Origin of the sequence: Treponema denticola, from assembly GCF_024181645.1 — a bacterium.
Taxonomy (GTDB): domain Bacteria; phylum Spirochaetota; class Spirochaetia; order Treponematales; family Treponemataceae; genus Treponema_B; species Treponema_B denticola_A.
Window position 1 is genome coordinate 1,157,627 of the sequence record NZ_CP058624.1, and the last position, 22,285, is coordinate 1,179,911.

The 22,285-nt window shown below is 37.3% G+C and carries 21 protein-coding genes; 7 read left to right on the forward strand and 14 right to left on the reverse strand.

All coding sequences use genetic code 11. The annotated features are described in order from the left end of the window. Nucleotides 1-12 precede the first annotated feature (12 nt). The 7 genes from HO345_RS05485 to aspS form a co-directional block, all read right to left on the reverse strand. Entirely contained in the window at nt 13-1,665 is a 1,653-nt protein-coding gene (locus tag HO345_RS05485) for an ABC-F family ATP-binding cassette domain-containing protein (RefSeq protein WP_253684406.1), read from the reverse strand. 54 nt (nt 1,666-1,719) lie between these two features. Next, the gene (locus HO345_RS05490) at nt 1,720-2,574 is read right to left on the reverse strand and encodes an NAD(+)/NADH kinase (RefSeq protein ID WP_253684407.1); all 855 of its coding nucleotides are present in this window, start codon (nt 2,572-2,574) and stop codon (nt 1,720-1,722) included. A 40-nt stretch (nt 2,575-2,614) separates the two neighbouring features. Continuing rightward, nucleotides 2,615-3,640 carry a DegT/DnrJ/EryC1/StrS family aminotransferase gene (locus HO345_RS05495; RefSeq protein ID WP_253684408.1) on the reverse strand — a complete coding sequence of 342 codons (1,026 nt, stop codon included), beginning with the start codon at nt 3,638-3,640 and terminating at the stop codon, nt 2,615-2,617. A 5-nt stretch (nt 3,641-3,645) separates the two neighbouring features. Continuing rightward, nucleotides 3,646-4,152 (reverse strand): chemotaxis protein CheW, encoded by a 507-nt coding sequence (locus HO345_RS05500; RefSeq protein WP_253684409.1) that lies wholly within the window; start codon nt 4,150-4,152, stop codon nt 3,646-3,648. Nucleotides 4,153-4,269: 117 nt separating this feature from the next. Next, complete coding sequence (trpS, locus tag HO345_RS05505) at nt 4,270-5,343, reverse strand: tryptophan--tRNA ligase (RefSeq protein WP_253684410.1); 1,074 nt, start codon at nt 5,341-5,343, stop codon at nt 4,270-4,272. Nucleotides 5,344-5,353: 10 nt separating this feature from the next. Beyond that, complete coding sequence (locus HO345_RS05510; protein ID WP_253684411.1) at nt 5,354-5,947, reverse strand: hypothetical protein; 594 nt, start codon at nt 5,945-5,947, stop codon at nt 5,354-5,356. A 9-nt stretch (nt 5,948-5,956) separates the two neighbouring features. Further along, entirely contained in the window at nt 5,957-7,720 is a 1,764-nt protein-coding gene (gene aspS, locus HO345_RS05515) for an aspartate--tRNA ligase (protein ID WP_253684589.1), read from the reverse strand. Nucleotides 7,721-7,889: 169 nt separating this feature from the next. Here aspS and HO345_RS05520 point away from each other — a divergent pair, with 169 nt between their 5' ends. Beyond that, nucleotides 7,890-8,372: a hypothetical protein gene (locus HO345_RS05520; RefSeq protein WP_253684412.1), complete on the forward strand. Its 483-nt coding sequence runs from the start codon at nt 7,890-7,892 to the stop codon at nt 8,370-8,372. Nucleotides 8,373-8,410: 38 nt separating this feature from the next. Beyond that, complete coding sequence (locus HO345_RS05525; protein ID WP_253684413.1) at nt 8,411-8,878, forward strand: hypothetical protein; 468 nt, start codon at nt 8,411-8,413, stop codon at nt 8,876-8,878. Nucleotides 8,879-8,987: 109 nt separating this feature from the next. Here the strand turns inward: HO345_RS05525 and HO345_RS05530 are convergent, their stop codons facing one another. Then, nucleotides 8,988-9,737: an SIMPL domain-containing protein gene (locus HO345_RS05530; protein ID WP_253684414.1), complete on the reverse strand. Its 750-nt coding sequence runs from the start codon at nt 9,735-9,737 to the stop codon at nt 8,988-8,990. A 177-nt stretch (nt 9,738-9,914) separates the two neighbouring features. On the opposite strand from HO345_RS05530, the gene glgA reads away from it, so the two are divergent. The 4 genes from glgA to HO345_RS05550 are packed head-to-tail and all read left to right on the forward strand — an operon-like array spanning nt 9,915 to nt 15,600. After that, nucleotides 9,915-11,390: a glycogen synthase GlgA gene (glgA, locus tag HO345_RS05535; protein ID WP_253684415.1), complete on the forward strand. Its 1,476-nt coding sequence runs from the start codon at nt 9,915-9,917 to the stop codon at nt 11,388-11,390. A 37-nt stretch (nt 11,391-11,427) separates the two neighbouring features. Then, nucleotides 11,428-11,946: a DUF2062 domain-containing protein gene (locus HO345_RS05540; protein ID WP_253684416.1), complete on the forward strand. Its 519-nt coding sequence runs from the start codon at nt 11,428-11,430 to the stop codon at nt 11,944-11,946. A 1-nt stretch (nt 11,947) separates the two neighbouring features. Next, nucleotides 11,948-14,185 (forward strand): TIGR03545 family protein, encoded by a 2,238-nt coding sequence (locus HO345_RS05545; RefSeq protein ID WP_253684417.1) that lies wholly within the window; start codon nt 11,948-11,950, stop codon nt 14,183-14,185. Further along, complete coding sequence (locus tag HO345_RS05550; RefSeq protein ID WP_253684418.1) at nt 14,185-15,600, forward strand: NFACT RNA binding domain-containing protein; 1,416 nt, start codon at nt 14,185-14,187, stop codon at nt 15,598-15,600. The genes HO345_RS05545 and HO345_RS05550 overlap by 1 nt, the downstream gene beginning before the upstream one ends. Here HO345_RS05550 and HO345_RS05555 read toward each other — a convergent pair. The 6 genes from HO345_RS05555 to HO345_RS05580 form a co-directional block, all read right to left on the reverse strand. Beyond that, a complete protein-coding gene (locus tag HO345_RS05555) occupies nt 15,595-16,254 on the reverse strand; it encodes a metallophosphoesterase (protein WP_253684419.1) in 660 nt (219 codons plus the stop codon). The genes HO345_RS05550 and HO345_RS05555 overlap by 6 nt on opposite strands. Before the next feature lie 3 nt (nt 16,255-16,257). Further along, nucleotides 16,258-17,106 carry a hypothetical protein gene (locus tag HO345_RS05560; protein WP_253684420.1) on the reverse strand — a complete coding sequence of 283 codons (849 nt, stop codon included), beginning with the start codon at nt 17,104-17,106 and terminating at the stop codon, nt 16,258-16,260. Between the two features lie 285 nt (nt 17,107-17,391). Next, on the reverse strand, nt 17,392-18,249 hold the full coding sequence (locus tag HO345_RS05565) for a hypothetical protein (RefSeq protein ID WP_253684421.1): 858 nt from the start codon (nt 18,247-18,249) through the stop codon (nt 17,392-17,394). Between the two features lie 21 nt (nt 18,250-18,270). Beyond that, on the reverse strand, nt 18,271-19,626 hold the full coding sequence (gene miaB, locus HO345_RS05570; protein ID WP_253684422.1) for a tRNA (N6-isopentenyl adenosine(37)-C2)-methylthiotransferase MiaB: 1,356 nt from the start codon (nt 19,624-19,626) through the stop codon (nt 18,271-18,273). Between the two features lie 2 nt (nt 19,627-19,628). Further along, entirely contained in the window at nt 19,629-20,480 is an 852-nt protein-coding gene (gene lipA, locus HO345_RS05575) for a lipoyl synthase (protein WP_253684423.1), read from the reverse strand. Between the two features lie 103 nt (nt 20,481-20,583). After that, complete coding sequence (locus HO345_RS05580; protein ID WP_253684424.1) at nt 20,584-21,813, reverse strand: S41 family peptidase; 1,230 nt, start codon at nt 21,811-21,813, stop codon at nt 20,584-20,586. A gap of 214 nt (nt 21,814-22,027) precedes the next feature. On the opposite strand from HO345_RS05580, the gene HO345_RS05585 reads away from it, so the two are divergent. Further along, nucleotides 22,028-22,285, forward strand: coding sequence for a type II toxin-antitoxin system RelB/DinJ family antitoxin (locus HO345_RS05585; protein ID WP_002669190.1), 258 nt, complete (start codon nt 22,028-22,030; stop codon nt 22,283-22,285).

Below are 22,285 nucleotides of genomic sequence, written 5' to 3' on the forward strand. Positions count from 1 at the left end.
TAGCACAGATTTTTAAATCTGCATTTTTTTGGTGTTTCCGTATAATTCTTCACGCAGTTTTTTGACGTGTTCGTCTTTTATATAGTCGTCGAAATTCATCATCCTGTCGATTACGCCGTTAGGGGTAATTTCGATAATTCTGTTTGCGATTGAAGAAATAAATTCATGGTCGTGAGAGTTAAAAAGAATAACACCGGGGAATTCCACAAGGGCATCGTTTAAACTTGTGATAGCTTCAAGGTCGAGGTGGTTTGTCGGTTCATCCAATATTAAAACATTTGCTCCCGAAAGCATGAGCTTACTCAATATACAGCGTACCTTTTCGCCTCCGGATAGAACGTTTACGGGCTTTAAGGATTCATCACCCGAAAAAAGCATTCGGCCTAAAAAGCCTCTTACATAGGCATCATCTTGGTCGGGGGAATATTGTTTAAGCCATTCGGTAATATTTAAATCGTTATTAAAGTACTCGGCATTGTCCTTATTAAGATAGGCATGGGATACGGTCTGTCCCCAGTAAACATCTCCCGAATCGGGGTTTAATTTTCCGGTTAAAATATCGAAGAGGGCTGTTTTTGAATTATGCTCTTGACCTACAAAGGCTATTTTATCGGTTCTGTTTACCGTAAACGAAAAATCGCTTAAAAGCTGAATGCCCTTTTCTTCCGCCGAGTCGGGTGTCTTATAAAAAATTTTTTCGGTGCGGACAACATTGTTTCCGATTTCCCTATTGGGCTTAAAATGGACATAAGGGAATTTACGGCTTGTAACTTCAATTTCTTCTAAGGCCAGTTTATCGTACACTTTTTTTCGGCTGGTTGCCTGACGGCTCTTTGCAGCATTTGAGGCAAAGCGTAGGATAAACTCCCTCAAATCCTTCATCTTTTCTTCTCTCTTCTTTTGTTGGTCCTTAGCCTGCCTTTGCATAATCCTGCTCATCTGGTACCAGAAATCGTAGTTACCGGAATACATGCGGATTTTTCCGTAGTCAATGTCGCAGACGTGGGTACAAACCGTATTTAAAAAATGTCTGTCGTGAGAAACAACAATTATAATATTGGGAAAGTCGATTAAAAATTCTTCAAGCCATGCTATGGATTCAAGGTCTAAACCGTTTGTCGGTTCGTCTAAAAGAAGAATATCGGGGGTGCCGAATATAGCCTGAGCCAGCAAAACCCGCACCTTCTGCCCCTCATCCAGTTCGCTCATCATTCTGTCATGGTAGTTTTCATCAAGGCCTAAACCTGAAAGAATCTGCTCTATTTGATTTTCAGCTTCCCAGCCGTTTAAATCTGCAAATTCGGCCTCCAACTCCGAAGCCTTTATTCCGTCTTCTTCGCTAAAATTTTCTTTTGCATAAATGGCTTCTCTTTCATTTCTAACATTGTAGAGCTTAGGATAGCCCATAAAAACCGTGTCTTTTACACTGTATTCATCAAAGGCAAAGTGATCCTGCCTTAAAACAGCCATTCGCTCTCCGGGGGTAATGCTGAACTCACCTGAGTCATGCTCCAATTCTCCCGAAAGCACTTTTAAAAAAGTAGACTTTCCGGCTCCGTTTGCGCCGATAATTCCGTAGCAGTTGCCTTTTGTAAATTTTAAATTGACATCCTTAAAAAGCGGCCTGTCGCCGAACTTTAAACTTAAATCGCTTACTGTAATCATAAGCTACGATAATACAATAAAGGGGAGAAAATGTCAATCAATTCAATTTTTGCATCAGTTCAGTTTGGGCGATGAAGAACCCGACCAGCCAAGCTTTGAGCGCAGGGCCTTGTAAAAATTATCGGGAGAACAGCCTGCCATTTTTACCTTATTGGGAGATTCGCTTATTATAATCTCATCATCTTCTTGTAAAGAAACCATCTCCTGTCCGTCAATAGAAACTATAATATCTTTCACTCTTGCAGGAAGAATTTTTATCTTCATTTGACCCGACGATGGAAGAACCAAGGGGCGGTTCGATAAAGAAAAAGGAGAAATAGGGGTTAAAACAAAGGCCGATACATCAGGATCTAAGATCGGCCCTCCTGAAGCTGCCGAGTAGGCAGTTGAGCCTGTAGGAGTGGAAACGATTACCCCGTCAGCTCTAAAAACACCGAAAGAAATTCCGTTAAAGGAAATATCCAAGTTTATCAGCTTTGCTATGCCCGAACCTGAAACAACGGCATCGTTTAAAGCCTCATATTTTACAATTTCTTTATTTTTCCGATTTATGGAAGCTGAAAGAAGCATTCTTTTATGTAAGGCTTGTTCGCCATTTAAGAGATGTAAAAGTTCTCCTTCCCATTCTTTAGGTTCAATATTTGCTATAAAACCGAACCGTCCTAAATTTATCGGAAAAACGGGGATGTGCCGCGGCGCACTGTAACGGGCAGTAAATAAAACCGTACCGTCTCCGCCAAGGCTTATTGCAAGGTCATAGTCTTCATTTAATTCGGGAGAATGGGAGATGCCGTCATATTTATATACAAAAGAATCGATTCCCTTTGCCGATAAAAAAGCTTCGATTTCTTTACAAATCTTTTTTGCATTGGGTTTTTCGATACTTAAAACTATAAGGGCTTTTTTCAAAATTCCTCCTTAAAAGCTCGGCCTAATTTTATAAAAGAAATTAGGGCAGGGTAGCTAAAACTCTTGCAATCTCGGCCGATTTTTTTGCACCCAATCGCGGATAAAGAGGAAAAAGCACACATCTTAATAAAAGAGAAGATGCATTTATAAAACCTTCTTGACTTTCTTTTAAGTATTCGACGGTAGAATTTTTAAAAGCAAGCTCTATGTCTATATCCTTTTTTGCAGCATATTTTTGTACATCCGAAACTCCCGAATTTAAAATAACCGGAAAAGAATAAACAGGATTTATCGTATCTTCCTTTTGAGCTATCGTTTTATGTTTTCCCTGCATCAAAGAGCGGATATAGGACTCTTGCATTTCCTTTCGCTGCTCCATGTTTTTTGCCATCTGCTTCAACTGAACAAAGGCCAAGGACGCATTTATGTCGGGTAATTGGTCTGTAAGGGGGGATTCGTCATAAAGTTTTTTTAAGACTACTGCATTCCGCCTTTCGGGAGCAAGTAATACGGCTCCTCCTCCGCCTGTCAGAATATCCTTTTCTTCCAGTCCCAAAATCGAAAAGACTCCCATACTGCCGGCATATTTTTCCTTGTAGGCAGCTCCTGCACTTTGAGAAATATCCTCTATTACGGGAATGTTTAAGCTTAATATCTTTTCCATATCAGGTAAAAAGCCCAAGGTTTCATGTAGGACAAGAACTCTTCCGCCTGCCTGAACCGCATTTTCAATGCTCTCAAAGGAAGGAAAAACGGAATCGGCTTCTACATCAAGCACAATCGGCTTATATCCTTGGCGGTTTAATTCTACATATTGCCAAGAGGGTGCAAGGCTTGAGATAATAACCGATGCTTCGTTTTCAAGGTTTAAGGCCTTTAAAGCATAGTTTAAAGCTATGGCCGGGCTTCTAAATGCAGCGGCTCCGGCTGTTTGAAAGACCTCGCAAACCTGCTTGATAAGTTTTTGGTTCATCTCGCCGGGGCCTATTTTTTCCTCGACCATACATGTAAGAACAGCATCCATTTCGGAGCGTCTTATAGTGGAACTGTAAACGGGTATTTTCATAATTTTTATAAATTCGTAATTTTCTGTAATTCTTTCGGATTAAAGAGCCTGTGAATATCCAAGATTATTAGGTAACCGGGATCTCGGCGGACAACGCCGTTAATGTACTCGGCCCCGATACCTGCAATCATTTGGGGCGGAGGCTGTACTTCATCTTTTTTTACATCAACAACACGGGCTACTCTATCGATTATAATACCGATTTTGTTGTTTTCAACCTTTATGATTATAAAGCCGCCCAAAAACTCATCGCCTTCATCCAAAGAAGCCTTTTTTATGTGAAATCTCTTGTGAAGACTTATTACCGGAATAATTTCGCTTCGTAGGTTAAAAATTCCTTCAACATAATACGGAGCATTTGGAATAGGTCTTACATCTTGAACCCTGACTATTTGGTCAACATCCATGATTTCTACACCGTAAAGTTCTTCTCCGAGTTGGAATGTAACTAATTTTAAAAGGTCATCATTTTCGACCTTGGCCTTTTTATTAAGGCCTCCTGCATTTGCCATATAGTTTCCTTCCTCCAATGTTTAAGATATTATCATACAAACACATAAAATTCAAGGGGAAAATGGAGATGTTTTAGTTTTATTTAATTAAAACTTGTCATCAGCTTTGCTTATGTGTCACATTCCTTCAAAATAGTTTATTTTCATTGCAGAGCGGACAGAATGAGTTGTAGCTGCGGCTTTTTCCCTTGCTTTTTTGGTGCCTTCAATCAGGATTTGATAAACGGAAGGGAGGTCTTTTTGAAAAGCCTCTCTTTTTTCCCTGATTGGCCTAAGTTCTTCCTGTAAAATATTGTTCAAAAATTTTTTAATTTTTACATCGCCTAGACCGCCCTTTTGGTAATGCTCCTTAACCTCATTCAAGCATGAATAATCGCTCCAAAACTCAGAGAAGTACTCATTTCGGGCAAAGGCATCGAGATAGGTAAATACCGGATTCCCTTCAACCTTCCCGGGATCTTCAACACGGAGGTGATTCGGGTCTGTAAACATTCCCATTACCTTCTTTTTGATTTCTTCGGGGCTGTCCGAAATATAAATACAGTTGCCGAGCGACTTACTCATTTTAGCCCTTCCATCGGTTCCGGGAAGCCGTCCGCATGTTTTGTTTGCAGGTAAAAGCTCCTTGGGCTCTACCAAGGTTTCCCCGTAAAGAGAATTAAAGGAGCGGACTATCTCGCGCGTTTGCTCAATCATCGGCATCTGGTCTTCGCCTACAGGAACCGTATTTGCCAAAAAGGCCGTAATATCGGCAGCCTGACTTATAGGGTAGGTTAAAAATCCTACAGGAATACCGGTGTTTCCGCCGGCGTTGGCACCTGTGTTAAAACCTCTCAGCTTAATCTCATTTTTTACCGTAGGGTTTCGTTCGAGGCGGGCCAGGGTAACAAGATTCATATAATAAAAGGTAAGCTCGCAAAGTTCCGGTATTTGAGTCTGCACGAGGATTGTCGATTTTTGAGGGTCTATTCCGCAGGCAAGATAATCCAAAGCCACTTCGATAACGCTTGTACGCACTTTTTCAAGATTATCCGCATTGTCGGTTGTAGCCTGAGCATCGGCAATCATAATATAAATTTCATCGTATTTACCCGAATTCTGCAAGGCCACCCTGTTTTTTAAGGAGCCTACATAGTGCCCTATATGAAGTTTTCCTGTGGGTCTATCCCCGGTCAAAATAATGTTTTTCATTTAAAGTCCTTTATGTAAAATATCTTGTGTTTATATTCCAAATCAAAAAGGCAACTGAGGCGGCAGCAAGAAATAAATAGCTGAAAAGGTTTGCAAAGAAAATACTGCGTTTAAAATATTTTTTGTCCGAAATTTCTTTTTTCAAAATAATCATTTCAAGCCAAGTTTCCATAAGCCATGAAGCAAAGAAAAACGGTATAAGCAAAAACAGTGCAGCTGCCGGAATCTGCCAATACAAAGCATTAGACGGCATAAGCCATGGTGCCTGCCATGTAACTGACAAAATATTTCTCAGTAGAATTCCGATATTGTATATCCCTCTATCGCCGCCTGTAATCACTTGAATAACAACAAGAATTATCCATGTCAAGGGAATACCGAATAATGTAGAATACAAGTTGCCTGCAACAACAGCTAATACTGTTTTCTGTTTATTTATCTTCAACCTCTTTATAAGTACGGCAATTTCTATTAAAATTACCGGAACAAGCGATAAAATCATTTCCGGAAAAACAATAGCTATCATCGGTACACCCGCATTTGCATGCAAATTAAGGTATATAAAAAAAATAGAAAACAAAACGATGCAGTTTTTTTTATTCATCTAAAGTCATTATCCCTTAATCGCCAAATGGAGTTCATCCAGCTGCTTTTGGTCTACTTCGCTGGGGCTGTCGTCCATGGGGCTTACTGCAAAGGAGTTTTTCGGGAAGGCAATTACTTCTTTTATCGAGGTTTCGCCTGCCATGATCATCACTATGCGGTCAAGTCCCGGAGCAATGCCGCCGTGTGGCGGGGCACCGTATTTAAAGGCTTCCGTTAAAAAGCCGAACTTCTTTTCCGCCTCGCTTTCGTCAAAGCCGACAATCTTAAAGATACGCTTTTGCAGTTCTGGATTATGGATTCTTATGGAGCCGGAGGCTACCTCATATCCGTTTAAGACCAGATCATAAAGATCGCCTTTTACGGGTTCAGGATTTTCTTCCATTGTTGCAAGATATTTTTCTTGAGGAGCCGAGAACATGTGATGAGCCGGATCCCATTTGTTTTCTTCCTCGTTCCATTCAAAGAGTGGGAAGTCCACAATCCAAGCAAATTTAAATTCGGCAGGGTTTAAAAGGCCTAAGTCCTTTCCGAGTTTGCTTCTGACGGCGCCCAAGGCCGTACAGGCAATCTTGTACTTATCGGCTACAAAAAGAATTAAGTCGCCTTTTTCGGCTCCGAGTTTTGAGCAAATTTCCGCTTCCTTTCCTTCAAAGAATTTGGAAATACCGCCTTCAAGTTTTGCACCGCCTTCCGTTACCTTAATCCAAGCCAAGCCCTTTGCCTTGTATATTTTGGCTGCGGCTTCAAGCTCTTCAATTTTTTTGCGGCTATAGGCTTCAGCCTGTCCTTTTACGACCAAGGCCTTAACGGCTCCGCCTGAAGAAAGGGCATCTTTGAAAACTGCAAAGTTTCCGATTTCGGCCATAAAGGCGGCATCCTGCATCTTCATTTCAAAACGAAGATCGGGCTTATCGGTGCCGTAAACATCGATAGCTTCATCGTAGCTTATGCGTTCAAATGTTTTCGGAAGATCTACATTTATGCTCCTTTTAAAAGCATACTGCATCATCCCTTCGGTTAAGCTTAAAACATCTTCGCGTGAAGCAAAGCTCATTTCAAGGTCGATTTGAGTGAACTCGGGCTGTCTGTCGCCTCGGGCATCCTCGTCGCGGTAGCAGCGTGCAATCTGAAAATATTTATCAAAACCTGATACCATTAAAATCTGCTTATAAATCTGCGGAGATTGGGGTAGGGCATAGAATTTTCCCGGATAAAGTCGGGAGGGAACCAGATAGTCGCGGGCTCCTTCCGGCGTGGACTTAATAAATGTCGGGGTTTCAATTTCCAAAAAATCTTTTGAAGTTAAAAATTCGCGTACAGCAAAGGTAAACTTGGAGCGCAACATAATATGGTCCTGCATTGCCTTTGAGCGTAGATCCAAATACCTGTATTTAAGCCGTAAGTCTTCGTTTGCATTTGTTTTTTCGTCAATCTGAAAAGGAAGCACCTCACTTTTTGAAAGCACTTCAATCTTTAAGGCCTTAACTTCGATTTCTCCCGTTGCCATTTCCTTGTTTATCATAGAATCGGGGCGGGGTCTTACAAGCCCCTCAACGGCAATACAGAATTCCTGCTTGAGGCTTACTGCAAGGGTCTTTAATTCTTCGCTTGCATCATCGTCCACAACCACCTGAGTCAAACCGTAACGGTCGCGTAAATTTAAAAAAGTAATACCGCCGTGATCCCTTTTTCGGTGAATCCAGCCGTTTAAAACAACAGTTTTTCCTGCAAAATCCTTATTTAAGCCGCCGCAGGTTACGGTTCTTTGCATTTTTTCCATAATTGAATATTATAGTTAAAATACAAAAGCTATGCAAGAGTGCATGGAGATTTTATTGTGGAGATTTTATCTTTAAAAAATAAGGATGTCATCTTAAAAAAAAGATTGACAAAAGCCGGTAAATAATTATAATTACAAAATATTTTTTTTAGGAGTTTATATGAAACACACCTATAAGACAAGGATTTACAGAGTCCTTGTAAATGCTGCTATGGGATTAGCTCTTGCCGTAATTGTAAGCTTTATTGTCGGTTTTTTTATACCGAGCAATATAGTAAGAGCGCTTGTTTTTATTGCCGTTTTGGCAGGGTATGTTTGGCTTGTAATTATCAATAATATCATTACGATAGAGGTTGATGATAAAACGCTGACCATAAAAAAAGGTAAAAAAACGGACGTATATGATATTGCGACAACAGCTGTCAGGGCTAAAATCGTTACCTCGACATACGGACGATCTTCTGCCGGAAGCGATACGGAATGTTCACTGTATCTTACGAGACCGGGAGAAGAGGAAGTGCTGGTTGATTGCGAACTTATCGGTATTTCTCACTTTAATGAGCTTTTGGAAAACTTAGGTATTACCGGAGATTCCGTAGCCAAGCTCGATACCGAAAATACAACGGAAAAACACAACAGCTGATAAAACGGCTAAGCTGAAAACCATAAAGGAGCAAACATATGGACACAATCATGAGTAATGCAAGTTTTTCGAATATCTATTATTTTATCATTATCCCGATAGGTTTAATTACTTATTTTGCCTTTGCAATATTTAAAACAAAGAATGAAAAGAAACGGGTTACAAACTGGCTGAATGAACATCCCAATGCCGTAAAAGTGTATATCGGTAAAACAAGTTCGGTAACCGGTTATCTGGCAAGTGCTGCCCGGCAAATCTCCGTCAACAGCGTTGACGGAGAGCGCCCGCTATTTTTTACAGAAAAACTTTCAAACGGATTTTATGTTACACCGGGAACCCATATCGTCGAATCTTCGTTTACTAAAACGAGGCCCGGTATTATTTATAGGAGTGTTACTACTACCTATGGTCCGAGCAAACAGGAAATTACTGTAGAAGGCTTAAAATCTTATAATTACAGCTTTAATACAAACGAAGAACGATATGTTTTTGAAGCGATAAACTAAAAATACCGATCAAAACGGGAAGCTTTGTTATGAGCACGGAAGAAAAATATATACATCCGACATGGGATGATATTTTATAGCTGTGCTCCAACAGAGCTTCCCCATATAACTATTCTAATTCAAAAACAACGCTTATTTCCGCAGAAACTTCAATCTGTCCCATGGGAAAAAAATTTCCGCCTGCTGCCTCATAATCGGCGGCTTCTTTCATATTTTGGGCAGCATAATTATAATAGTTTCGTTGGAACATACCTGTAGGTTCCTCGCTTATGCTGATTATTTTTCCTAAAGAAAGTGGTTTTCCGCCGTTGGGGGCTGCCTTACAAAGAAGGAGAGCTTTTTCTTCAGCTGCTTTTACGGCCTCAGCCCTTGCCTCATCCATTAGTTTTCTCATATCGGCAACCGAAAAGCCTACATTGTAGATTCTATCGACCCCCGTATTTAAAAGGTCGGTTAAAAAGACTTCGTAATCTTCAATCTTTGTAAGAAGAATAGCTATGTTTTGTACCACCTCATAGCTGTCAAAATATTCATCACCGTTGTCCCTATATCTGTAGCGAGGGGTAATATTTACGCGTTCAATACTTATATTTTTTTGTTCGATTTTATATTTTTCAAAAAGCTCCTTTAATTTTAAAATTGCCGCATCATTTTTCTTTTTTGCTGCAGATAAGTCCCTATCCTTAGAAAAAACCGAAAACGAAATTGAAACCTGATCAGGAGATTTTGAAATAGAAGATCGTCCTGTAACGCTTACAAAACGCTTTTCGCTTGCTTGAGGACTGCATGCTCCAAATAAAACAAAACCGATACATAAAACGCCGATAAGTTTTATGCCCTTAATAATAGAATCTTTCATAAAAGCCTCCAAAAAAATCAAGCACTTACAAAACCCAAAAAAGACCTTTTGTAAGTGTAAGTCAGTAAAACAACAAAATTTTGCATTATAAAGTTACGACTTTTTAGTTATAGTCTTTTAAAATCAATAAAACTATGTTATCATTATATGTAGGAAAAGTTTTTATGGAGGAAGATTATGAAAATAATGATGGTTACAAGCGAACTTGTTCCTTTTGCAAAGGTAGGAGGTTTGGCTGATGCCGTTACGGCTTTATCGATGGCTCTTGCAAAAAAAGGCCATGATGTAAGGATTGTAATGCCTCGTTATTATAAAATTGATCGAAAAAATTTAAAACAAATTCCGGGAGCAATGGCTATTCATCTAGGTCCTTATGAACACTGGGTAGGAGTTTATGAGTCGAACCTGCCTTCTTCAAAGGTAAAGGTTTATTTTATAGACCATGAACAAGCCTTCGGCAGAGATGGCGTTTACGGTTCAGCTTTTGAACCTGATTTTTCCGATAATACGAAAAGATTTTCTCTTTTAGCCCATGCAGCTTTTCAAGTTTGCCGAAAACAGGCATGGATTCCCGACGTTGTACATGCCCATGATTGGGCTGCGGGCTTGGTACCCGTACTTTTACGCTTTACAGAAAAAAATACGGAATTTAAAAATACGGCAAGTGTTTTTACCATTCATAATATGGGTTACCAAGGTGTTTATTCAAAGCATACCTTTCCCGATACCGGTCTTAATTGGAGCGATTTTTATGCTACCGGCTTTGAAGACTGGGATAGAATAAACTTTTTAAAAGCAGCCCTTGTTTCCTCCGATATGCTTACAACCGTTTCACCTTCTTATGCGGAAGAAATTAAACGCCCCGAATTCGGCTTTAGGATGGACGGTATTTTGCGTTACAAGGAAAAAGAACTGACAGGAATTTTAAACGGGGTAGATACCTCAATATGGAATCCGTCAAAAGACGAGTATATTCCTTACCGATACAATTCTAAAACCCTTGAAGAAAAAGAAAAAAATAAGGCTGTTTTACAGGAAAGATTCGGTCTCGAAATAGATGCTTCAGTTCCGGTATTCGGCATGATAAGCCGATTGGTTGATCAAAAGGGGATTTCAGAACTGTTCGGTCCCATGTACGGTTCGGCCTTTAAGATATGTTCCGATATAAAGCTTCAAATGGTTGTTTTAGGCTCAGGTGAATCTTGGTGCGAAAAAGAGCTCAATTTTCTTTCACAAAGGCTTCCTAATTTTAGATGTTATATAGGCTATAATGAAGAATTAAGCCATCTAATCGAAGCCGGAAGCGACTTTTTCTTGATGCCTTCAAGATATGAACCATGCGGCTTAAACCAAATGTATTCCCTCCTTTATGGAACCTTGCCCATAGTCCGAAAGACGGGAGGGCTCGCAGATACGGTAGAAAACTATAATGAAGAAACAGGCGAGGGTACGGGTTTTGTGCTCGATTACTTAAGTCCTCAAAGTATTTACGATACGGTCGGCTGGGCAGCTTATGCTTGGTATAATAAAAAAGATCACATAAAAAAGATGAGAACCAAGGCCATGGGTAAAAAATTCGGATGGAATATAGCTGCGGAAAAATATCTAAAAGTATATGCCGATGCTATTGAAAAAAAAGCTTCCATGTTATAGACTAAATGAAAAGGAGGAGGTTTAAAACCGTATTTCTATGATAAAATATGTAACTTCATTTTTTAGAGCCATTAATGCAAATGCTCATCCCGGTGATATAGCTCATGCCGTCGCCTTAGGCCTTTTTTTGGCAATATTACCTAAAAATAATTTAACATTTACGTTTTTGTTTTTTTTGTCTATTTTTATCCGCATAAATAAAGGAGCCTTTTTTATATCTTTTATTTTATTCGGGTTTGTAACCCCATTTATGGATGTACTAATAAACAATATAGGTTTTTGGGCTGTTCAATTATCATTTTTACGCCCCATCTTTATCGCCTTAGAAAACATACCTTTTGTAGCTCTTTTTAAGCTTTCAAACACAATGGTCTTAGGAGGCATAATTTGGGGACTTATACTGTATATTCCCGTATACATCTTAACAAGAATTATAATAGCAAAATATAGAAAATATATGCAGCCTGCTGTAAATGTAAAGGGTGTCGGCCTTTTAGGTAAGATACCTCTTCTTCGCCACTTAACAAAAATATCTGATATAAAGGACAATTTTTAATATGACGGATAAAAATAACGAATCATTACAAAAAGATGAAATAAAAGCTGCCAAAAGGGCCGCTAAAGAAGCTAAAAAACTTGAAAAGGTAAAAAAACTTTTTAAAAAGCGTTATACAAAAAGATCTCTTAATAGAAAAATCTATAAAAAGATTTTCATACCGGCAGATAAAGATTTTATCCAAGGTTTTATAGTTTCAAGTATTGATGAAAAAACAAACAAAGAGTATTTCGAATTCGATAAAACAAAGATAAACGATAAAACCCAATTAAAACGAATAAACAAAATAGCTTTGGAAATAGGCAGACAAAAGGGAAGGGTAAATTTTCCGGCAGTGCTAGGTGCTTTGGCCTGCATTTTTGCCGTTCTATTCTTTGTATATATTTTTAGAAATGTATTGGCAAAAAAAATTGTAGTCGGAGGCTCCGAAGCTGCCTTCGGTGCAAAATGTGAGGTAAGCCTTGTAGACTTCGACTTGTTTAACACTAGGTTTAGAATCCAAGGATATAAGGTTGCAAATAAAAACGAGCCCATGCGCAATTTATTTGAAATCCAAAATATAGACTTTTATTTTAACCTTTTGGAATTAAGCCGAGGAAAATTTGTTGCAGAAAATATGGCGATTGAAGGTTTTACATGGAATACCGAAAGGTCAACTTCCGGAGCCTTGCCTCCAAAAAAACAAAAACCTGTAGATCCCAATAAGAAGCCTAACCCCATAACGGAACTTATAAATGCCGAACTTAAAAAAGTACAATCCCAAGTATCCGTTGACAGCGGTTTAAAAGCCGTTCAAGATCAAATAGATCCGAGAAAAATTCTTGAACGCGAAAAAGCCGCTTTTAAAACTCCGGAAATTACCGAGAAAATTATAAATTCCGTAGATCCGATGGCTCAAAAATGGATTAAGACTAAGGACGATGTAGAAAAACAGGTTGTAGATACCGTTGAGTCTGTTCAAAAACTGATGGCCATAGACATAAATAATATTAATGATGTAAAACAACTTCAAGAATTAATCGAAATTATTCAAAAAGTTGTTAAAACAGGGCAGGATGATTTTGATTTGGCAAACCGTCTTTTTAATGATGTTCAAAACGATATAAATGATGTTGACCGGCTGGCACGTGAAGCAGGCGAGTCAATTAAAAATGACTTAAACCGCCTAAACAAAATTGCAGGGCAAATAAAATCTATCAATATCGATACCGGAAAAAAACTGGTTGCCGATCTTATAAACACTTTTATAGTAAATACTCTTGGTACATATTATCCTTATTTTGTTCAAGGAATGGAACTTTTACAAAGCTCTCAAAAACAGCCTAAACAAGAAAAGGAACTTACATTGGCTCAAAAATCGAAGGCTATGGAACGCCTTCCCGGCAAAACCTTTATCTTCGGTAAGGATTCGGTTCCGACTTTCTTGATAAGGAATATTTCGCTTTCAGGTCATCATCCCGAAAAGGATGTTTTTGAAATCGGAGGAAGAGCTAAGGCGATAACTAATGATTACGATAAACTCGGTATTCCTCTTACAATTAATTTAAATGCAGCCCACGGAAAATTAAAAGAAACAGCAGAGGGTATAATCGATTTACGCTCTTATACCAATGAGCTCGTCGATACCGATTTTACATTTGAAGGCTTGGATATGGATATTCCTTCGCCTGCAGATGCCGTTCCTTCTCTTACAGGTATCTTAAAAACCGGAGGCGGTGTAAAGGTTTCTAAAGATAAGGATGTAGTTATAAATGCAAATATGGAAATCATGAAAAGCGTTCTTACCGTTCAAAAATTTGAACCGGCCTTTGTTTTTGAAATCTATCAAAACATTTTATCCGATATAAAAAAGATAAACGTAAAAACAACTCTTACAATCAATAAGGGAGAAAGGTTTAGCCTTGATGTAGATACGGATGTAGATAATCAAATAGCGGCAGCCTTAAAAAAAGAATTCGCCCGTCAGGTTGAAAAAGTAAAAGCAGAGCTTTTAAAGCAAGGACAAAAATGGCTTGATGAACAAAAAGAAACTTATAAAAAAGAAATTGACACCTTTATGTCGGCAGCAAATAAGGCTAAAAAACTTCTTAATGACGTAAAAAATTACGAAAAAATATTGGATAAGAAGAAAGCTGAAGCCGAAAAACGTATAAAAGATATTGCCGCAGGAAAAATAAAAGAAGCGCAAAAAGAGGCAGAAAACAAGGTAAAAGATCTTTTAAAAGGATTCGGATTTTAATGTCCTTAAACAATAAAGAAATAGATCTGATTCTTGAAGAGCTAAAATTAGAGGGCTATTTTATTCAAAAAATAATTCAGCCCTCTTATACAGCCTTGGTCTTTTATTTATATAAGGATAAGCCTCTTACTCTTTTTATTTCTCTTGATGCCGGAGTATGCCGGCTTCATTCTACACATGAAAAAATTCCTAAATTCGATAAGCCTATGCGCTTTATGGAGCTTTTAAAATCCAGAATCAAGGGCGGGAAAATCCTAAAAGCGGAACAACTCAACGAAGACAGAATTATACGACTTCATATTGCAAGCGGAGCAGGGGGCTTTTTTTTATATTTAAGGCTGTGGAGCGGGGCAGCAAACATAGTTTTAACCGATGAAAACAACCTTATAATCGATGCTTTTTATCGCCGACCCAAGAAGGGCGAAATCTCAGGCGGAACTTGGGTGACTCCCGAACCTCAAAAAATAAAAAAACAAGATTATTGTGTTCGCGAGTATGACAAAGCAAAAACTTTTAATGAGGCTGTCGAAGAATGGTATATTAATAATGCTCCAAAGGTTTCAAAAGAAGCCCTGCTGGACGAAGCCGAAAACCTTTACGGAACTAAAATATTAAAAATCGAAAAAGCTCTATCAAAACTTAAAACAAAAAGGGAAGAATTTTTAAATGCTCAAAGTTTAAAAAATGCAGGGGATTTGCTTTTTTCAAACCTTCATCTGATAAAAAAGGGAATGAAATTTATAGAACTTGAAGATTACACAAAAAACGGTGCAAAAATAAATATTACTTTGGATCCTCTAAAAACACCCCAAGAAAATGCAAATCTCTATTACGAAAAATATAAAAAAGCCGTTTCTGGTTTAGAGGCCTTGGAAGAAGATATTATATCGGCCGAAAAAGAAATAGAAAAACTAAAAGAAAAGATAGAAAAAATTAAAACGGAAGAAAACCCTTATTTAATTCAAAAAATTCTTCAAAAGGAAAAAATTCCGGTACAACAAAAAGCGAAAAATACGAAAACCGCTCCGGGCTTAAAATTCTTTTCGGAAGGTTGGACTATTTTAGTAGGCCGAACGGCAGCCGAAAATGATGAGCTTTTGCGTCATTTTGTTAAGGGGGCTGACCTTTGGCTTCACACAAGGGATTATGCAGGCGGATATGTTTTTATAAAGGCTAGAGCAGGGAAGAGTATACCTTTGTCTGTTTTGATTAAGGCCGGAAACCTCGCAGTCTTTTATTCAAAGGCGAGAAAAAACGGACAAGCAGATTTGTATACCACTCAGGTAAAACATTTACGCAGAGCAAAAAACGCCCCCAAAGGAACCGTTCTTCCGGCCAATGAAAAAAATCTTTCCATAAAACTGGATGAAAAAATCTTAAAACAATTGGAAGAAGAAAAAATATCGGCTTTATAAATTTTTAAATTCCATTGACGGTTTTGCATTTTTGCTCATTGTCAAAATTCCATAGCTTTTATTTGAGCCCATTCGCGGTCTTGTGGCAGAACCGGGGTTTACCAAAAATATCCCGTTTGCTTCTTTAGTTAATGGTACATGAGTATGGCCGAAAACTGCAAGTGAACACTCTTGCTGCCGTGCAAAATTTAAAAGGGTGTTTAATTCAAAATCTACATAGAACTCATGCCCGTGAGTTAAAAGAATCTTTTTATGGCAAGCCTCTAAAAAGATAAATTCAAAAAATTCCAAATATTGTTCGGGATTTTTTTTAAAGCCGAAATCCGCTCCCGTTTTTCCGGCATCTAAATTTAGAACATATTTTTTTGAATCGCAATTTCCCATAACGAGGGCTGCTACAGGAGGCATACATTCCATCAGCTCTTTTTCATATTGTGAAATCGTTATATAATTTAAAAAATCTGCAAGGCCGTCTCCCGAAAATAAAACGGCATCGGATTTTTTTCCCTCGCGGCCTAAAATATCGATTATCGTATCTACATTACCGTGTGTGTCCGAAATTAAAATAAGGCGTGCTTTTTCGGCGGATTTTAGTTTTTCAAGAGCTTCAGGAGATGCAAAAATCCCTTTATTAAAGTACTCCAAAGAATTCACCGGTTAAGCACCTCCCTCAAGCTTATCCGGATTTATAATGCCGTCATTCTCCGTTTCATTTTCTCCTGAGTTTTCTTCATCCTCCGCCGTTTCCTGACTTTCATCAAAATCCTTATAAATTAAAAGGTATCTATGGGATTGAAGTCCCGTATCGGAATCAGTATACGGTTTAATTGTATAATGATTAGGAAAAAGCTCCTTGCCCAAAATTGTTTGTGCCGTAAAAAAAGCCTGTTGAAATTCCTCTATCGGAAAAATCTTTATGTTTTTGTTATGAGCGTTTATATCCTCACCGGCAAAAATTGCCGATACAAGTAAGAGCATAACCTCATTATCGCTTATCAAAAAATCCTTTTCATCATTCATTATCTCTTTAGGAATTTGAAAATCAACTACAATATCCGAGGATGCCTCCAGTGGGAGAATTTCGTCCATGGGCAAAAGGCTTATTATTGAAATATTAGGATTATTCTCCGCAGCCTGAATCAGGTAACGGCCTCCGCCTTCAGGTATACCTATGGAAATAAGTATTGTGGTTTTTTGTTCTTCAATCTTTTCGTTAATCATTCTAAGACGGGGCTGTTTAGCCGCTTTTACCATATCGGAATAGGGTAAAACTTGAACATGAGAATCGGAACTCCCAAGAGCATATTCATCTTCAAGATATTTTAAAATATCTTTCCGCTCATAATAATCTTTTCCAAGAACAATGAGGATATTATTTTTTATAATCCTTTTAGGTTTTATTTTTTCATAAACGATTTCTTTTTCTTTATTATTGCTGCAAGAAGCAATAAAGACGGAGAGCAGTACACTTATAAAAATCAAAAAAAATAAAAGCTTTTTCTTCATAATAAAAATTCCAATTTTTCCTTTTAATGAAAAAGGGGCTTATAATGAGAAAGTATATCAAAATTTTAAGATAAAGAAAAGAGGAGATGAAACGTTTAAAAACCATACTAATTCCAATTAAACCCTCGAATAAGTAGACAGAACATACATTATAGGAAGTTTTATAGAGGTGTTTTGTGAGAGTCCATTTAGTCGAGAGTTAGCCATATTTTTTATTAAGATGTATTATTATTTCTACACTATTTAATAATTTAGTATAAAAATGTATACAAGTTTATAAAAATTCTATAGTTGTTTTACAATCCAATGCTTTGGATATTTATTTTTTAAGTTTTTATATTTGTTCTCTTTTACTTTTTTATCCTTTTCCAGCTGCCAAGAATATACTTGAAAAGGAATAAAATCAGGATATGAATTTACGATATCATTAAGCAGCGGTTCTAAGTCTTTTTTATTGGCTCCAACATTTATCAAAGCTTCTATCATCCATAAGTAGATTAAGGGATGCACTCCCTTATTAAAGCGTTCTTTATATGTGTTTTCAACCATATTCATATTTGCAAAATCCAGAAAGGGATTTTTTATTGATTGAAGTCCATAATACAAAAATATTCCGTAAATAAGATCCCTGTTTTCATTTTTTATATCTGTACTTGCTTGCATTGTTTTATCGATTAATTTGTTTAGCTTTTTACTTGTGTATGGGTTTTCGTTACCGTTAAAAAGCTTATAAAATTCTTCCAAATATTTATCAATGTTATTTTTAGAACTTTTTTTATTGTATTCCGAATCCGTGATTAACCAAGCCGGTACAATTGGATAAGGAGAAATAATATCTATTTTTCCGTCACCTACCATATCATATAGGCAGATTTCTTTTCCGTTTACATATTGGGTAACACCTACCAACTTATTTCCCGATACCAAAAATTTCGTATCTTCTTTTGTTATAACTTCCTTATAGCCGATCATTTCTTGAAAACCGTCAGGCATTTTTATAAGTTGAACTCTACTGATAAAATATCCCGGCGGATTTTTTTGTGTAAAAGTAACTATGTCATCTCCTACTTCAAAAGAATAATTTTGAGAATAAATTCCAAAAACACAAAAAATAAAAAAAATCGATATAAAATATTTACGCATATTTAACCTCCATGCTTTTTTTTATCTAAGATTTGCTCTAAATGTTTTTCCTTTTAGTTCTTTTAGTTCTGCATGGGCAAAATTTCCGATTAAGGATTCGGGAGGATTGCCCTGAATTACGGTCATCTCTCCTTGTTCGGTGTGCCCGAAAAGTTCAGACTTTTCATTTCTCGAATGGGATTCAACCAAGATGTCTACCTTTTTGCCGAGCTTAGCCTTCATTTTTTTTGCCGTAATTTTTAGCTGTAAGTCGATTACACGGCCCAATCTTTCTATTTTTATTTCTTCAGGAATCCTGTCAGGATAATTAAAAGCCTTTGTTCCTTCACGCGGATTATAATGATACATAAAGGCCGAATCGAATTCTATTTCCTGCATCAAATCCAATGTAGCCTTTACATCATCTTCGGTTTCACCGGGGAAGCCCATCAGAATATCGGTACTCAAGGCTATATCGGGTATGGTTTCTTTTAGACGTTTTATTCTGTTCTTATAATGTTCAACCGTGTAAACCCTGTTCATTCTTTTTAAAATTGTATCGGAGCCGTGCTGAACCGGAAGATGAACAAGTTTGCAAAGTCTTTTTTCGGCAGCGATTGTGTCGATTAAGGCATCGGACATATCCTTAGGATGACTCGACATAAAGCGTATCCATCTTATAATATCGGTTTTATCCGCTTCTTTCGCTATAAGACTTAAAAGTTTTGGAAAATCGATTACCCTCCCCTCCCCGTCTTCTCCTTTATAGGAATTTACATTTTGGCCGAGCAAGGTAATTTCCCTTACCCCCCTTGATGAAAGCTCGGTAATTTCTTGCAATATTTCATTTACGGGACGCGAAACTTCCCTGCCCCGAACATAGGGCACAATACAATAAGTGCAAAAATTATTGCATCCGTTCATAATGGGCACATAGCTTTGAAAGGACTTGGGCGAATGAGAAAGAGGCGCGAAATAATAACCAGATACGGGTTTTTCTTCGATATTGTTATGAGTAAACTCCGCCATATAATTATCATCTTTAAGGCGGGCTTTAATTTCATCAAAAATTTGAGGAAGAAGATTGCGTTCAAACATTCCGACAACATAATCGATGAGCGGGAATTCTTTTTGTATTTCTGTATAAAGCCTTTCAGCCATACAGCCTATTAAAAGCACAAAAAATTTCCGCTTTTTTTTCAAGCCTGAAAAATGCCCCAGCCTTCCGAGAACCCTGTTTTCGGCAGTTATGCGTACTGAACAAGTATTTATGATGAGTAAATCGCAGTGTTCGGCATCGGATGAATTCGTCCACCCCTTTTCGAGCAGAATCTGTTCCATTGATGAGGATTCAGCCTGATTCATCTGACAGCCGTATGTTTCAAAAAAGTAAGTCATATTTAGCTCAACACATGTTTTTCGGCATGATAACTGGAACGAACAAGGGGGCCGCTTTCCACAAAAGAAAAGCCTTTTTCCAAGCCTATTTGTTTATATTCTTCAAAGACTTCAGGCCTTACATATTCTTTAACCTCAATATTTTTTACAGAGGGTCTGAGGTATTGGCCTATGGTCATAACTTTGCAGTTTATTTTGCGTAAATCGTCCATCGTTTCTAAAATTTCAGCCCTTGTTTCACCCAGCCCCAACATAATACCTGATTTGCATACCAAGCCGGAGTCTGCAATTTGTTTTAAAACTTTGAGAGAGGTGTTATATGTAGCCCTGCTTCTGACATGGGGAGAAAGCCTGCGTACCGTTTCAAGATTATGAGAAATTACCTCCGGTTTTGCTTCGATAATCATCGATACCAAATCTTCATGGCCTTGAAAATCGGGAATCAAAACTTCCATAGTAACATTCGGTGTTTTTTGTTTTACGGCTCTTATAACCTTTACCCAGTGGGAAGCTCCGAAATCTTTTATATCGTCCCTATCTACCGAGGTTAAAACTACATGTTTTAATTTTAAAGCTTCAACCGATTGAGCTATTTCCATCGGCTCATTAGGATTTAAGGGCAAGGGGCAACCGGTAGGCACATTGCAGAATTTACATGCCCGCGTACAAATATTTCCGCAAATCATAAATGTTGCAGTTCCGCACTTCCAACATTCTCCCTGATTGGGACATTTGCCGCTGGTACATATAGTATTTAATTTATGTATTTTTATTGTATTCGACACTTCTTGTGAAAGTTCTCCGGTAGGAAGTTTTATTTTTAACCAATCAGGTTTTCTTTGATTACAAGTCATAAACCCAGCCTTAAAATTCATAATTTTATTGATTATAGGTTAAAATCATAAAAAAGTCTAGGCGGTTAAAATTTTATCTACCATATATGTTACTAATATGTTACTAATTTTTTTCTTTCGCATCATACTCTCGAATTGCTTCCATACACGCCTGCATAGGAACCTGTCCGTCTTTGACATGAATATCAGGTGCCGTACCAAATTCTGCATTTGACATTCCTTCCGTATTAAGCGCATAAGTGGAATCAAATAAAATTAAAGCTCCGCTTTTTGGAAGCGGTATCGGTAGTGGACCAATTACAGACATTCCTGCACCTGCGGTATTTTCTCCTACCACCGTTGCAAAACCGGTTTGACGGCAAAAGCCTGCAAACTGATCTGCCGCAGAATGCGATTTACTGCTTACTAAAAGCCATATTTTTCGTTCATCTATAGAATTAGTAATGCCATCTACTTTTTTTATAGTTTCACATCTTTTGCAGGCATTTTTATGTGTAGTATTTGCATTTTTCACATTTGGAATTTTATCTTTATTTATTATTTCTATATTATAGGTCTTAAATGCGTATTCGAGCAATTCTTTTGTGTATTTGTTTTCGGTATACAAACCATACTGATAAAACGCTGCATCATCTTTTAAAAGAAGACCGGCAATGTACATCCAAAAATAGCTATTTCCGCCGCCGTTTCTTGTAATGTCAATAATTAAATGCTTATAATCTTTTGTTTTTTCTAAAAAAACTTTTACATCATTTAAGATTTTTTGACCGGTAATCGAAAATGAATCAATTCTAAGACAGGCTATTTTACCTTCCTCGATTATGTTTGTGATTATACCATCAATAACGTGGACATCTTGCCAAATGTAAGGAACCCATGCTCCAGTTGGTCTCGCCATATAAAAATTTTTAATGAGTTCATTTTCTTTACCGTCTTCATTAACACATGGATAAAATTTTTTATATACTGAATTATATTGTTCGTATGCAATTCCCCATAAATGCCCTACAGGTTTATTTTGAGTTATTTCGGCACAGAGTTCGTCATAAAATGTTAAGTATTGGGATTTGGTTTCTATGTCTTTTAATTTTGGATACCACTTTTCTTTTATTTTTTTTAAATCAACCCCATTGCGTTCCAAGACTTCAGTAAATGGAAAGCCTTCTTTTATAAAACCCCAAAAGAATTCATAGTCCTCATCTTTTTTTTTGGGGCTTAAATCTAATTTCTGAAGTTCATGAATGGTTTTAGGCTTTTCTTCTTTCTTGCAGGTCAAAGAAGTAAAAAGACAATACAAACATAATACACAAAAAACAATTTTTTTTCTCGTCATAAAAATACCTCACTGGGACATTTGCCGCTGGTACATATAGTATTTAATTTATGTATTTTTATTGATTATAGGTTAAAACTATAAAAAAGTCTAGGTATTATAATTAGTCTCACTGTATCACAGTAAATTTCTTTATACTTTTTAATGAAAAATATTTATGCAAAAGTATTGCTTTTTTATTGCTTTTGTAGTATATTAATAATAAGAGGTAAATATGAAAACAGCAGTTTTACAGACACGTGTAGATAAAACTCTAAAACAGGATGCAGATGCTTTTTTTGAATCAATAGGAATGGATACGACAACTGCGATACGTATATTTTTAAAACAAACTTTAATACAGCGTAAAATTCCATTTGAAATTGTTCAAGATAATTCTTTTTATTCGGAAAAAAATATAAAAGCTTTGGAACATTCTAAAACTCAAATGGAAACCGGGCAACATTCAATTCGTGAACTTGTTGAGGTATAG